At 65.7% G+C, this 13,293-nt stretch carries 14 protein-coding genes and 2 tRNA genes; 2 read left to right on the top strand and 14 right to left on the bottom strand.

Features of this window, described 5'->3' with window-relative positions:
* Positions 1-57: 57 nt before the first annotated feature.
* The 7 genes from V9L17_RS10795 to V9L17_RS10765 all read right to left on the bottom strand — a co-directional run bounded on the left by V9L17_RS10795 (position 58) and on the right by V9L17_RS10765 (position 6,644).
* Positions 58-1,404, bottom strand: a complete 1,347-nt coding sequence (locus tag V9L17_RS10795) for an HRDC domain-containing protein (RefSeq protein ID WP_337351429.1) — start codon at positions 1,402-1,404, stop codon at positions 58-60.
* 39 nt (positions 1,405-1,443) lie between these two features.
* Entirely contained in the window at positions 1,444-2,094 is a 651-nt protein-coding gene (locus V9L17_RS10790) for a DUF3000 domain-containing protein (RefSeq protein ID WP_337347824.1), read from the bottom strand.
* 61 nt (positions 2,095-2,155) lie between these two features.
* Complete coding sequence (locus tag V9L17_RS10785; protein WP_337351521.1) at positions 2,156-3,262, bottom strand: threonine aldolase family protein; 1,107 nt, start codon at positions 3,260-3,262, stop codon at positions 2,156-2,158.
* Between the two features lie 30 nt (positions 3,263-3,292).
* Positions 3,293-4,042 carry an SDR family oxidoreductase gene (locus V9L17_RS10780; protein WP_337351520.1) on the bottom strand — a complete coding sequence of 250 codons (750 nt, stop codon included), beginning with the start codon at positions 4,040-4,042 and terminating at the stop codon, positions 3,293-3,295.
* 14 nt (positions 4,043-4,056) lie between these two features.
* Positions 4,057-5,424, bottom strand: a complete 1,368-nt coding sequence (locus tag V9L17_RS10775) for a DUF6421 family protein (RefSeq protein ID WP_337351428.1) — start codon at positions 5,422-5,424, stop codon at positions 4,057-4,059.
* A gap of 165 nt (positions 5,425-5,589) precedes the next feature.
* A complete protein-coding gene (gene msrB, locus V9L17_RS10770) occupies positions 5,590-6,138 on the bottom strand; it encodes a peptide-methionine (R)-S-oxide reductase MsrB (RefSeq protein ID WP_337351427.1) in 549 nt (182 codons plus the stop codon).
* Positions 6,139-6,152: 14 nt separating this feature from the next.
* Positions 6,153-6,644, bottom strand: coding sequence for a hypothetical protein (locus tag V9L17_RS10765; protein WP_337347827.1), 492 nt, complete (start codon positions 6,642-6,644; stop codon positions 6,153-6,155).
* Positions 6,645-6,768: 124 nt separating this feature from the next.
* On the opposite strand from V9L17_RS10765, the gene V9L17_RS10760 reads away from it, so the two are divergent.
* Positions 6,769-8,055 (top strand): alpha/beta hydrolase family protein, encoded by a 1,287-nt coding sequence (locus V9L17_RS10760; RefSeq protein WP_337351426.1) that lies wholly within the window; start codon positions 6,769-6,771, stop codon positions 8,053-8,055.
* Between the two features lie 87 nt (positions 8,056-8,142).
* On the opposite strand, the gene ybaK is transcribed toward V9L17_RS10760, so the two are convergent.
* The 3 genes from ybaK to V9L17_RS10745 are packed head-to-tail and all read right to left on the bottom strand — an operon-like array spanning position 8,143 to position 10,039.
* Positions 8,143-8,640 carry a Cys-tRNA(Pro) deacylase gene (gene ybaK, locus V9L17_RS10755; protein ID WP_337351425.1) on the bottom strand — a complete coding sequence of 166 codons (498 nt, stop codon included), beginning with the start codon at positions 8,638-8,640 and terminating at the stop codon, positions 8,143-8,145.
* 15 nt (positions 8,641-8,655) lie between these two features.
* A complete protein-coding gene (locus tag V9L17_RS10750) occupies positions 8,656-9,117 on the bottom strand; it encodes a SufE family protein (protein WP_337351424.1) in 462 nt (153 codons plus the stop codon).
* A gap of 10 nt (positions 9,118-9,127) precedes the next feature.
* On the bottom strand, positions 9,128-10,039 hold the full coding sequence (locus V9L17_RS10745) for a sulfurtransferase (RefSeq protein ID WP_337351423.1): 912 nt from the start codon (positions 10,037-10,039) through the stop codon (positions 9,128-9,130).
* Between the two features lie 219 nt (positions 10,040-10,258).
* Between V9L17_RS10745 and zapE the strand changes: the two genes are divergently transcribed.
* Positions 10,259-11,296 (top strand): cell division protein ZapE, encoded by a 1,038-nt coding sequence (gene zapE, locus V9L17_RS10740; RefSeq protein ID WP_337347862.1) that lies wholly within the window; start codon positions 10,259-10,261, stop codon positions 11,294-11,296.
* On the opposite strand, the gene V9L17_RS10735 is transcribed toward zapE, so the two are convergent.
* From V9L17_RS10735 to V9L17_RS10720, 4 genes are all read right to left on the bottom strand, one after another.
* Positions 11,293-12,522 (bottom strand): benzoate/H(+) symporter BenE family transporter, encoded by a 1,230-nt coding sequence (locus V9L17_RS10735; protein ID WP_337351422.1) that lies wholly within the window; start codon positions 12,520-12,522, stop codon positions 11,293-11,295. The genes zapE and V9L17_RS10735 overlap by 4 nt on opposite strands.
* 131 nt (positions 12,523-12,653) lie before the next feature.
* On the bottom strand, positions 12,654-12,917 hold the full coding sequence (locus V9L17_RS10730) for an antitoxin (RefSeq protein WP_337351421.1): 264 nt from the start codon (positions 12,915-12,917) through the stop codon (positions 12,654-12,656).
* A gap of 179 nt (positions 12,918-13,096) precedes the next feature.
* Positions 13,097-13,168, bottom strand: a tRNA-Val gene (locus V9L17_RS10725).
* 46 nt (positions 13,169-13,214) lie between these two features.
* Positions 13,215-13,287 (bottom strand) — tRNA-Gly (locus tag V9L17_RS10720).
* Positions 13,288-13,293: the final 6 nt, after the last annotated feature.

The following is a 13,293-nucleotide window of genomic DNA, read 5'->3' as shown; positions in this document are numbered from 1 at the left end:
CAGTGCACACTATGTTACTCGCCAGTAACTTAGTGTGCAAGGCTCGCTGAGGGGAAGTTACCCGGCTGCCGCGGCTGCCTTCGGCTCCTTCGGTTCCTTGGGCTCCTTGGGCGGCAAGGGTTGGGGATTGCGGAAAGCCGCCGTGATCAGTGGGGCAACCAGCCCGATCTGCCATTCACGGGCGCCCAGGTCGCGGAGTTCCGTGGATACCGATTCTTCGGTGACATCTGCGGGAGGCCGCCAGGCGATGCGGCGCAGGTAGTCCGGTGTCAGGAGGTTTTCCAGCGGAAGGTTCGTTTGTTCCGCCTTCTCCTGCAGCAGTGGCCGTGCCGTGGCCAGCCGGGCGGCAGCCTCCGGATCCCGATCGGCCCAGACGCGAGGCGGCGGCGGGGCGTTGGTGGGCAGGTGCAGCGGGGGGAGGTCCGCCAGGTCACGGGCAGCCGCGATGCAGCGAAGCCAGCGCGGAGCCTCGCGTTGGGCGGCCCTTCCGTGGAAGCCCTTGGTTCCGAGCAGTTGGGGAACAGTGGAAGGCATGGCTTTCGCGGCCGCCACCAGGGCGGAATCGGGAATGAGCCTGCCCGGCGCCACATCGCGTTTCTGCGCCAGCGAATCGCGCTCCAGCCACAGTTCCCGGACCGCGGCGAGTTGGCGCCGATCACGGATCTGGTGCAGGCCGGAGGTCTTGCGCCACGGGTCAACCCGCGGCGGAGCTACGCCGGCAGCCAGGATGGCCGCGAATTCCTGCTCCGCGAATTCGAGCTTTCCGTCGGCCTCCAGCAGTTCGATGAGCTCCTCACGCAGTTCGGTGAGCACCTCCACGTCCAGTGCCGCGTAGCGCAGCCAAGGTTCAGGCAGGGGGCGGGTGGACCAGTCGGCGGCGGAATGTTCCTTGGCCAGGCCGAAGCCCAGCAGCTGCTCGATCACCGCAGCGAGCCCAACGCGCGGGAGGCCCGCGAGCCGCGCGGCAAGCTCGGTGTCAAAGAGCTTGTCCGGCCACATACCCAGCTCGGAGAGGCACGGCAGGTCCTGGCTGGCTGCGTGCAGGATCCATTCCACCCCGTGGAGGGCATCATTAATGATGTCCAGGTTCTCGAAGGGCTCAGGATCGATGAGCCAGGTGCCGGAGCCTTCGCGGCGGATCTGGACCAGGAAGGCGCGCTGGCCGTACCGGAAGCCGGAGGCGCGCTCGGCATCCACCCCGGCGGGTCCGGTGCCGGCCGCGATGGCGGCGGCGCACCGCTCCAGCCCGGACTGCGTTTCGATGACCAAGGGCACGCCGTCGCGCGGTGCATCAAGGTCGATGACAACGGGGATGGAGCTGTCGAAGCCGTCCACGGTGATGTGGGGAGTAGTGTCAGCAGCCGGAGCGCCGGCTGTGGTGTTATCCGGAATGTGAGGGGTCATGGTGCCTTCAGTTTACCGACAAGGTGGTCCAGGGCCGGACTAGTTCCGGCGCCGGTTCGGCAGCGCCGAGACCCCGTCCGGCAGCGGCGGTAATCCCGCAAACGTGCAGACCATGTCCGACCACGCCTCCAGGTGGGCCGTGACGTCAGATGAGGCAGGTGTCCAGGATGCTCGCAGTTCGATGTCGATTGACCCTGGCCTGTCGGCGAGGGTGCCGAAGCTCTCCGAAAGGACACGGGTGGCGGTGCCGCCGGCGGCACGGTAGGGAGCCTTGTGGTTTTCCAAGGCCTCCACGAGCCAGGTCCAGGCAACGGTGCCCAGCATTTCGTCGTTGCCCATCTCCGGCTCCAGCTGCGCACGGATGTAGGTCACGATCCGGAACTCGCCGTCCCAGACGGCGGAGCCGTCGGGATCGTGCAGCAGGATGAACCGGCCGGTGGCAAGCTCGGTGTCCTCCTCATCTTCCGTCCCCGCCGCGGCGGCGAGTGCCATCGCCGCAGGTCCGTGGAGGGGTGCGGTGGTGCCGGCGGTTCCGGAGGCCATGACCTCCGCGCCCAGCGCCACGGCGAAGGGCGCCAGGCGTGCCGGTGCCGGAATTTCCGCCAGGCGCAGTTCGCTGCGGCATTGTGCTTTCCTGAGGGTTCCCAAGGCGTGGAGAAACTCCGGGGGAACCTGGGCGAGTGCGTTCACCTTCGCAGGTTACGCAACAGCCGGGGACAGGCAGTGCAGGCTCGCCGTCGGCCACCTTTTGCTACGTGGCGGCATTGCCTGCGTTGTAGGCGGCCAGCTCTTGGCGGATTGCGGCCACAAAATCATCAACGTCCTCCTCGCTTGTATCGAAAGAACACATCCACCGGACTTCCCGGGCTGCTTCGTTCCAGTCGTAGAAACGGAAGGATTCCCGAAGCCTGTCCGCTACGCCCTCCGGGAGGACGGCGAACACTCCGTTGGATTCAGTCTTCTGGGTTGGTTGAACCCCCTCGATCTTGTCAACCGCCGCACGCAGGCGGGTGGCCATCGCGTTGGCGTGGGATGCCGAACGGAGCCAGAGGCCATCCTCCAGGAGTGCGATGAACTGGGCGGACATGAACCGCATCTTCGATGCCAGCTGCATGTTCATCTTGCGCAGGTAGACCAGGCCGTGGGCGGCCTCCGGGTTCAGGGCCACTACCACTTCACCAAAAAGCAGCCCGTTCTTGGTGCCGCCGAAGGACAGGATGTCCACGCCGGCGTCGCGCGTGAATGCCCTCAACGGCACCTGCAGGTGTGCCGCGGCGTTGGCAAGCCTTGCCCCGTCCATGTGGAGCTTCATGCCCCGTGCGTGGGCGTGGTCGGCGATGGCCCGGACTTCAGCGGGCGTGTAGCACGTGCCCAGTTCGGTGGTCTGGGTGATGGAGACGGCCAATGGCTGGGCGCGGTGCTCGTCGCCCCAGCCCCACGCCTCGCGGTCGATCAGCTCCGGCGTCAGTTTTCCGTCCGGGGTGGGGACGTGCAGGAGCTTGATCCCGCCAATCCGTTCGGGAGCGCCGTTTTCATCCATGTTGATGTGGGCGGTGGAGGCGCAGATGACGGCGCCCCAGCGGGGCAGCAGGGACTGCAGCGACAGCACGTTGGCGCCCGTCCCGTTGAACACCGGAAAGCTTTCGATGCCAGCGCCGAAATGGTCCTCCAGCAGTCCGTGGAGCCGCGCGGTGTAGTCGTCCTCGCCGTAGGAGAGCTGGTGACCGTCGTTGGCGGCCGCGAGGGCGGCGAGGACCTCGGGATGGACGCCCGAGTAATTGTCCGACGCGAAGCCGCGCACGGACGGGTCATGCAGGCGGCCGGCGGTACGCGCGCCGGAATCGGCTGTGGTTGTCATCGCTTTGTTCACGCTTTCAGTCTAAGGAGGTCAGGTGGCCAGCAGGAGCCTGCGGCCGTTCAGTTCGTGTGCCGGCCGGCTGAACAGGCCAACGACGGCGGCAGCCAGGTCTTCGACGTCGGTGGCCCCGGGGAACTTCCGTTCCGGATGCTGCAGGCGGAGGTCCGCGTCAACGAGTGCCTTGACGACAAGTACGACGGCGGCACTCCAGGGGGCAGCGCCCTTCCCTCCAGCGCTGGAGGCGGCGCGGCTGAAGCCTTCTGCCATGGCCATGGTCCAGGTTTCGGCGGCGGCTTTCGCTGCCACGTAACTGGCTGTGGCCGCCGTCGGATTGTCCACGGCCGTGGAGGAGACCATGGCAAACCTGCCTGTTCCGGAGGCGGCAAGGTCGTCGTAGAAGACCCGGGACACATTGCGGAGCGTGGTGATGGCGCCTCGCTCCAGGAAGTCCCAGTCGGCGTCGCTCTGGTCTGCAATGCCCTTCGCGCCGCGCCAGCCGCCCACCAGGTGGATGACGGCGTCCATTCGCCCGGCGGTTTCCGCGACGGAATCCCGGAGGCTCTGGACAGCCGCGAGGTCGGCGAGATCGCACACGAGTGGGGTGACGCCGTCGCCCGCCCGACCTGCTGCCGCTTCGATGCGGGCCCGGTCCGAGCCAACGGTGAAGACCCGCTGGCCGGCACGGTGGAGCGCGCCGGCCACGGCGATGCCGGACGCGCCGCTGCCGCCGGTGACCAGCACGTTCAGTGTCGCTTCACTGTCTGGGATGTTCGCCTTCATCGCATCGGCTGCACTCACAGCGCGGAACTGCCAGTGATGCCGGCGGTGGATTCGATGACCGGGCGCATCTTCTTCTCCAGTGCCTCGTAGAACATGGACAGCGGGAATTCGTCATCGAGCACCTGGTCCGTGAGGCCGCGGGGAGCTCCGGCGAGGGGGAGGGCGTCCGGTCCCTTCGCCCAGACGGAGGCCGGATGCGGGGTGACCGTACCGGAGATCAGCTGGTATGCCGCGAGCCAGTGGGCCATTTTAGGCCGGTCGATGGAGCGCCAGTACAGCTCATCGATCCTGGCCCCGAGGGCGATGACCGCTTCCGCCACTTGGTCCCAGTCGATGCTGAGCCTGCTGTCCGTCCAGTGGAGGACGTGGTGCTGGTGCAGCCAGGCGAACAGCAGCTGGCCGCCCAGTCCGTCGTAGTTGCGGACCCTGCTGCCGGTGATGGCGAAACGGAAGATCCGGTCGAAGATGATGGCGTACTGGACCAGTTTGGCGTGGCGGCGGGCTTCAGGGCCGGCGTCCTCGTCCTTTTCAATCCGGACCGATTCACGGAAGGCCGTGAGGTCGCAGCGGAGCTCCTCGAGGGAGTAGAGGAAAAACGGCATGCGCTGTTTGATCATGAACGGGTCAAAGGGCAGGTCTCCGCGCATGTGGGTCCGGTCGTGGATCAGGTCCCACATCACGAAAGTCGCCTCGGTCAGCTCCTGGTCCTCGAGGAGTTCCGCGGCGCCGGCCGGCAGTTCAAGTCGTGTGATCTCGGCAGCGGCTCGCAGGACACGACGGAACCGGGCGGCCTCGCGGTCGGCAAAGATGGCGCCCCAGGTGAAGGTAGGCGTCTCGCGGACGGCCACCGTCTCCGGGAAGAGGACCGCCGAGTTGGTGTTGTACCCGGGCGTGAAGTCCAGGAAGCGGATGGGCACAAAGAGCCGGTTGGAGTAGTCGCCGGCTTCCAGGGCGGCGATGAACTCCGGCCAGATGACTTCGATCAGCACCGCCTCCACGAGACGGCTGCTGCTGCCGTTCTGGGTGTACATGGGGAAGACCACCAGGTGCTGGAGGCCGTCCTGGCGCTGCTCCTGTGGCTGGAACGACAGGAGCGACGCCAGGAAGTCCGGAATGCCGAAACCGGCGTCGGCCCAGGCCCGGAAGTCGGCGGTGACTGCCGCGAGATAGTCGGCGTCGTGGGGGAACCGGGGCACCAGTTCCTCGATGGATTCAACGATCGCTGCGACGTGGACGGCGGCTGCTGCGTGCCCGTCCTGGTCCGGGATGGATCCGTCCTGGGCCTGGAGCAGCTGGAGCGAGGTGGCGGCAGCCTTGAGCCGGAGCCAGCCGGGATTGTCGGCGGAAATCCTCGCGGGGGCCATGATCGTGGTTTCAGTCATTGGAGGCAGCCTTTCTTGTTGCTTGGGCATCTACGGTGAGCGTAGCAAGCAACCAGACTTCCTAATGCAAAATATGGCTAAGCATAAGAAGCTCTCAGCCTCAGCGGGTTCAAAAGCGCATCCAGCTCCAGCGCCGGCCGTGGCTGGCGCGGGCGTCGCCGCAGTTCAGGACGCTGTACCGGACTGGCCGTCCCCACCAGGCTGTTCCCCGCCGTCCTGCTCCGCGCCGTCGTGCTCATCCCGGGGCACCAGCTTTAGCGAGACCGAGTTGATGCAGAAGCGCTGGTCCGTCGGCGTGCCATAGCCTTCGCCCTCGAAAACGTGTCCCAGGTGTGAGTCGCAGGTGGCGCAGCGCACCTCAATGCGCTCCATCCCCAGCGTCCGGTCGTGGATGTACCGGACGGTCCCTTCCGCCAGTGGTGCCCAGAAAGAGGGCCAGCCGCAATGCGAATCGAACTTTTCGTTACTGGTGAAGAGTTCAGTGCCGCAGGCCCGGCACTGGTAAACCCCTGAGGTGTGGGTGTCCCAGTATTCGCCGGTATACGGCCGTTCCGTGCCGGCCTCGCGGAGCACGTGGTATTCCTCGGGAGTGAGCTCCTGCCGCCACTGCGCGTCCGACTTCACGCCCGCGCCGGCGGGATGGTCCGCCGGAAGCGTCTCTCGGATGGAATCCGTCGCCTTGTTGCCAAAAATCTTGTTTCCGAAGATGCTCATAGCCTGTTCAACGCTTACGAGTCACCGATAAATCCCGAGCCCGCATAGAGATGCAGGACAGGAATGCCCAACTGGTCCTGCGCCTTGCTGGCCCAGTCGGTGTGGAACGTGTCTGAAACAGCGTGCGGGCGGGTGACCACTACGGCCTGTGTTGCCCCGAGTTCCTTGACCTTCGCGACCAGACCCTTAACCGCCCCGCCGTCCACTACCTCGCCGGTCACTCCGGCCCCGAGTCCCTCAAGGGCGCCCAGGGACACAGCCAGCGTCTCTGATGCCTCCGCCCGTTCCACTGTGGGATCCGGGGCATGGCTGGTCAGCTCCCGGAACGCCTTGGAAATCTCCAGGAGCGACAGATGCTCCAGGAAGTCCACCAGCAGGTGCCTTTCCGTATTGGCCGGGACAAGCAGCACAAGGCGCGCATCCGCCCCGTTCACCAGCCGTTCTATGTTGACGCGGTCGTCCGCGCCCAGGGGTTCTTCGGTCAGGATGACGATGGGATCGCTCATGCCATCAGCCTAGTCCTGTGCCTGTGCCGCTGCATCCATTTGCCCCGGCGGTCCCGGCGCTCCGCTGTCCGGGCCAGGAGTGGCGGAATATGGCGCACGGGCCAAGGACGGTAAGAATGGACCCATGGCTTCTTCTACACGGACCCCTGCCCCAAAGGCCACCGTTGCCCCCGCTGCGGACGCCGGGATGTCACTGCGGGCCAAGTGGACCATCGGCGGTGTGATCGGGGGCGGTGCCCTGGCCGGACTGCTGGCCACGGGGTCGTCAGCCCTGGCCCTGTACTTCGCGCGCAGGGTCATTACGCCTGCACCGCGGCGGGCGGCGGACCAGGAAGTGCTGGCTGTCATCCGTGAAGGCCAGGGCCGGCAGGTCATCCTGGCGGCCACCCCGGATACCACCGTGGACGGCGTGTATGGGTTCTTTTTCGACGGCGGCAAGGGACACGCCCGCATTGGCCGCATCGTGTCGTACTCGCCCGCGGAACGCACGGTCCTCCGTGAGGTCGAAGCCGTCTACAGCGGCGACCTCGACAGCGCCCACCGGGGCTGGTGGAGCGGCGCGCTCTATCCGACTCCGGAGGCCGCCGGCCTCCCGTCCGAAGATGTACTGATTGAGGTCGACGGCGGGCAGGCGCCGGCGTGGCTGGTGCGGGCAGGGGGCACATCCCGCACCTGGGCTGTGATGGTCCACGGCAGGGGAGCCACCCGCCAGGAGGCCTTGCGCGCCGTCGGTCCCGCCCTGGAACTGGGTCTGACCAGCCTGCTGGTGTCCTACCGGAATGATGGACTGGCGCCTTCAGCCGACGACGGACGCTATGGACTTGGATCAACAGAATGGCGCGACATCGAAGCCGCCATCGAGTACGCATTGGGAAATGGGGCCGAAGAGATAGTCCTTTTTGGCTGGTCCATGGGAGGCGCCATCTGCCTGCAGACGGCGGATCTGTCCCGCTACCGCCACCTGATCCGGGCCATGGTCCTTGACGCTCCGGTCATCAACTGGGTCAATGTCCTGGCCCACCATGCGGAGATTAACAGGATCCCGTCCCTCGTGGGTCGGTATGGCCAGCTGATGCTCGGCCACCCCTTGGGGCGCAGGCTCACCGGGCTCTCGGCGCCGGTGGACCTCAAAGCCATGGACTGGGTGGCCCGGGCTGTTGAACTGCGCACGCCCACCCTGATTGTGCACAGCGTCGACGACGAATACGTTCCCTGTGAGCCATCCGCCCTGCTGGCCGAACGAAACCCGGAAATGGTCACCTTCGAAACGTTCAACCACGCGCGGCACACCAAGGAATGGAACGTGGATCCTGCCCGCTGGGAGCGCCTCGTCAAGGCGTGGCTCAGGCAGCAGCTGGCGCCGAGGGTCAACCCCGGCCAGACAAGCGTCACGGTTAGCCCAACTAAGTAGCAGCAGATGTCGTTTTGAGGCGTCTAAACGACATCTGCTGCTACCCAGTTGGGGGAGGGCGGGAATTCGCGGAGGACAAGACCGCCGCTAGGGTTTGACCGTTCCGATCGGGGCCGTGATAGCGGACGTGAGCCGGATCAGCTCAGCGGGCGCCAGCTCGATGTCCAGCCCCCGCCGGCCGCCGGAAACCAGCATCGTTTCCAAGGCAACGGCACTGCCGTCGATGACGGTGGGTGAGGGCTGCCGCTGGCCCAGCGGCGAGATTCCGCCGAGTACATAGCCGGTCCGGCGTTCGGCGGACTTGGGATCGGCCATCGTGGCCTTTTTCGCGTCCAGGGCAGCCGCGAAAGCCTTCAGGTCAAGATTGCCGCTGACGGGCACTACGCCCACCGCCAGCCGGCCTTCCACCTCCACCATCAGCGTTTTGAAGACCCTCGCCGGGTCGATTCCCAGGGCTTCGGCAGCTTCGGTGCCATAGCTGGCCGCGGAAGGATCGTGGGTGTACGGGTGCAGCACAAAGGGAACGCCGGCCGCGGTCAGTACCGCGGTGGCCGGCGTTCCCTGCGAAGTGCTTTTGCGCCCCATAAGCCGAGCTGGCTGCTAGCTGTTCAGCCGGGCCGAGGCTGCGACCTTGCGCTTAATGCGGCCCAGCATGGCGGTCATGCCGCGCATCCGCAACGGTGTGATCGCACGGGTAAGGCCCAGCAGTTCAGGCATGTCATCCGGAACTGCCAGGATTTCCTCCGCGCTGAGCCCGTCGAGCCCCTCAAGGAGCACCCCGGCGAAGCCCCGCGTGGTGGGGGCTTCAGGCGGCGCCTTGAAGTACAGCCGAAAAGTGTCGGCCGAGCCGGCGTCGTTCTTTTCCGTCTCAATGGTCAGGAACAGTGGCGACTGGCATTCCACCACCTGCTCCAGGAGCTCAGGGTGGTTCTTCAGGCGGTCCGGCAACTCCGGAAGTTCCCGCGAGAACTCGAGCAGCAGCTGCAGCCGCTCGGGCTCCGTGAGGGCCTGGAAGTCGTCCACGATTTCCGCCAACGAGGGGGGCAAGGCATGAGTAGTCATCTACTCCAGCTTACGCCGGGACGGAGCCGCGCTCCGCACCCTTGACGATGGGAACGCGGACGGCGTTGCCCCATTCGGTCCAGGAGCCGTCGTAGTTCCGGACGGTGTCGAAGCCCAGCAGGTACTTCAGGGCGAACCAGGTGTGGCTGGAACGTTCGCCGATCCGGCAGTAGGCCACAACGTCGTCGCCCTCGGTGAGGCCAGCCTCGCCGAGGTACAGGGCTTCGAGCTCATCGCGGCTGCGGTATGTCCCGTCCGCTGCGGCTGCGCGCGCCCAGGGAATGGAGGCTGCGGTGGGGATGTGGCCTCCACGGAGTGCGCCCTCCTCAGGGTAGGCAGGCATGTGCGTGCGCTGTCCGGTGTATTCCTCGGGGGAGCGGACGTCGATCAGCGGCTTGCCGAGGTGTGCCAGCACGTCCTCTTTGAAAGCGCGGATGGGGGCGTCGTTGCGCTCCACCACCGGGTAGTCGCCCGGTGCCGGTGTGGCAGTCTCGGTGGTCAGGTCCCGGCCTTCGGCGATCCACTTGTCGCGGCCGCCGTCCAGCAGGCGGACGTCCTCGTGACCGAACAGGGTGAAGACCCACAGGGCGTAGGCGGCCCACCAGTTGGACTTGTCGCCGTAAATCACTACGGTGCTGTCACGGGAGATGCCCTTGGATGAGGCCAGGGCGGCAAAGGCCTTGCCGTCAACGTAGTCGCGGGTCACTTCGTCGTTGAGGTCGGTGTGCCAGTCGATCTTGACTGCTCCGGGGATATGGCCGGTCTCATAGAGCAGGACGTCCTCATCGGACTCCACAACCACCAGCTTTCCATCGGCCACAGCGCCGCTTTCCAGGGCCGCGGCGAGCCACTCGGTGGAAACCAGGCGCTCAGGGCGGGCATAGGCTGCGAACTTCTCGTTCTGTTCAACTGGGTAGGACAAGGTGATGGCCTTTCATTCAAACGTACGGCGGACCTGCTGGAGGATGCTGGGAACCTGGTTCAACACTAGCCACGGCGGCACGCGAAATCCGCTGTTCCGTTAATAGAGGGAAATATGGGCTTCGTCACGCTCCGTGGCTGGCCCGTGCCCGGGGCGGGGAAGGCGTGCTGCATTGCCGGTATCCTTTCTGGGGACAACCCACCAGCAGAACGGACCACCTTGGTACAGATCGAACAGCTTGCCGCCCGCACTCCGGCAGTTTCGGTGGATGAGCTCCTTAAGGGCTTTTATCCTTCACCGCGGTTCGGCCAGGTCTCCTTCGCAAGTTACCGCCCGGACCCCAAGCAGCCGAGCCAGTCCCATGCAGTCCGGGAATTGGAAGGGTTTGCGCAGGGTGTGGGCGCAGGGAACGGTGGCGGCCTTTTCAAGAAGCTTTTTGCCAAGAAGGACACGTCCCGGGCCGGCATCTACCTCGACGGCGGCTTTGGTGTGGGCAAGACCCATTTGCTGGCATCTTTGTGGCACGCCGCGCCGGGGCCTAAGGCTTTTGGCACATTCGTGGAATACACCAACCTCGTGGGGGCGCTTTCCTTCCGCAAAACGGTGGAGGCGCTCAGCCACTACAAGCTGGTTTGCATCGACGAGTTTGAGCTCGATGATCCGGGCGACACCGTCCTGATGTCCCGGCTAATGCGTGAACTGGCCGACGCCGGCGTCAAGCTGGCTGCAACCTCCAACACCCTGCCGGGCTCGCTGGGTGACGGCCGCTTCGCCGCCGTCGACTTCCAGCGTGAGATCCAGGTTCTGGCGGATCAGTTTGAGGTCATTCGGATCGACGGCGAGGACTTCCGCCACCGGGGCCTGCCCACGCCGCCAGCCCCGCTCAAGAACAGCGAGCTATCCGCCCAGATGAAGGCCGAGTTCGACGGCAAGACCGTGGCGCAGGACGAATTCAGCACGCTGATCGGACACCTTGCCGGCGTGCATCCCAGCCGCTACCGGCAGCTCATCGAAGGCATCGACGGCGTCGTGTGGCGTAACGTCGAAACCATCACCGAGCAAGCCGTTGCCCTGCGGTTCGTAGTGCTGGCAGACCGGCTGTATGACAAGGACGTGCCGATCCTGGCCAGCGGGGTCCCCTTTGACAAGCTGTTCACCGACGAGATGATGCACGGCGGGTACACCAAGAAGTACTACCGCGCTGTCTCCCGCCTGACTGCCCTTGCCCGGGAGGGCCAGAACCACGAACCGTCCTAAGGCTGGGGCACGCCCTGCTGCCCACGGTTCTTCAGAAGTGAACGTACGAGCAGTCCGGCTGCCAGTGCCCAGAAAGCGGCGCCAATGCCCGCGAAGCTGAGGCCGGAGGCAGCAACCAGGAACGTGACGGACGCCGCGACCCGTTCCTCCGGCACTGCCAGCGCGGAGGACACCGAAGCCGCCAGCGTCCCGATCAGGGCCAGCCCTGCAACTGCCTCCAGCAGGCCCGGGGGAGCGGCGCTCACCACCGTGACCAGGGCTGCAGAAAACAAGGCCAGGACTACATAGGCCAGGCCCGATGTGAAAGCAGCGATCCAGCGGCTGCTCCTGTCTTCACCCGCTTCCTTACCTGCGGCCAGCGCAGCGCTGAGGGCGGCCAGGTTCATCGCGTGGCCGCCGAAGGGTGCACTGAGCATGGTTCCCGCGCCGGTCACCAGCATGGACGGCGCCCACGGTGTGGCGTAGCCGAAGGACTTCAACACCGCGACGCCAGGGATGTTCTGCGATGCCATGGTCACGATGAAAAGCGGCAGTGCGATGCCGGCAACGGCCTGCAGGCTGAAAGACGGCATGGTCCAGACGGGCGCTGGCAGGAATCCGCCCTCGAGGTTTCCCGCGCCTCCGGTTGCCAGGTGGACGGCAATTACCGCCAGGGCAACCGCGAGTGAGGCGGGCACGGACCATCGCGGTGCGAACCTCATCATCAGCAGCCAGCAGATGATGACTGGAGCTACTTGAAGGGGGTTGGTTCCCAGGGCGGAGAAGGGCGCCAGGCACAGCGACAGCAGTACGCCCGCCAGCATCGCTTGCGCCAGGGACGTGGGGATGCCCGCCAGCAGCCTGCCCAGTGCCGGGATCAGCCCGGTGAGGCAGATGAGTACGCCGGTCACCAGGAAGGCTCCGACGGCGGCCGGCCAGCCGCCGTCGACCGTTCCGGCTCCCGCCAAAAGAGCAGCTCCCGGCGTGGACCACGCGAGCGTCACTGGAACCTTTGAACGCCAGGATAGCCAGAGTACGCCGACGCCGAAAATGAGGGTGAGTGCCAGCAGGCCGGATGCTGCCTGGGCAGGACTGGCGCCCACGGCCCGGAGCCCGGCAAGGACCACGGCGAAGGACGACGTGAACCCCACCAGTGCCGTCACGATGCCCGCCACGATCGGCTGCGAAAGGGGGCGGGACCGGCCGGTGGCAGCGTCCGGGATGATGGCTGGTGCGGGCTTTGGCATATCCGGCAGGTTACCGGCTCGTGCGCGGATGGCCGAAAAGCTGTGCTTAAACGCCAAAGGCGCGGGTGCCGCCTCCCGGCGGGACCCGCGCCCCCTTGACGTGCTAGGGCAAAGCCCTGGCCAAATCCTTTTTACGGAGCCTTGTCGACCGGCGGAACCGGCGGAACCGGGTTGACCGGAGGGACCTGCTCGCTGGCAGGTGCCTGGCCGGGCGTTCCGTTCTTGTCAACGAGCTTGGAAGCGCCATCCTGGATCTTGTCGACGTGACCTGCGTACTTGCCGCCGGTCTTGGTGTCGACGAAATCGCCGGCCTTGTTGATGCCGTCCTTGATGGCCTGCTCGTTGCCATGGATAAGACCTTTAGCCTTGCCCTTAAGATCGTCAATCAGTCCCACGAGCACCTCCCTTCAATCGCGGAGCCAGTTCGCTCCTCCGCAACCGATCCTAGCCCTGTCTCCTGGAGGTGCCAAGGTGCTGTGACAAAACCTGTAAAGTCACGGCGGACCGATCGCGGCGCAAATCCGGGCAGAATCCGGGCAACAAAAAAGCAGCTCCGGCGGAGGAGCTGCTGCTGTGGGCGATACTGGGATCGAACCAGTGACCTCTTCCGTGTCAGGGAAGCGCGCTACCACTGCGCCAATCGCCCGGAACCGGAAGACCGGTTTATTGGGATGTTTTCTTGTAAAGAAGAGAGCGGACGACGAGATTCGAACTCGCGACATCCACCTTGGCAAGGTGGTGCTCTACCAGCTGAGCTACGTCCGCGTATGA

The organism is Pseudarthrobacter sp. CCNWLW207 (genome assembly GCF_037203945.1).
In the GTDB taxonomy this organism is placed as follows: domain Bacteria; phylum Actinomycetota; class Actinomycetes; order Actinomycetales; family Micrococcaceae; genus Arthrobacter.
The sequence above is the reverse complement of the archived record's forward strand: the minus strand, read 5'-3'. Positions and strand labels throughout refer to the sequence as shown.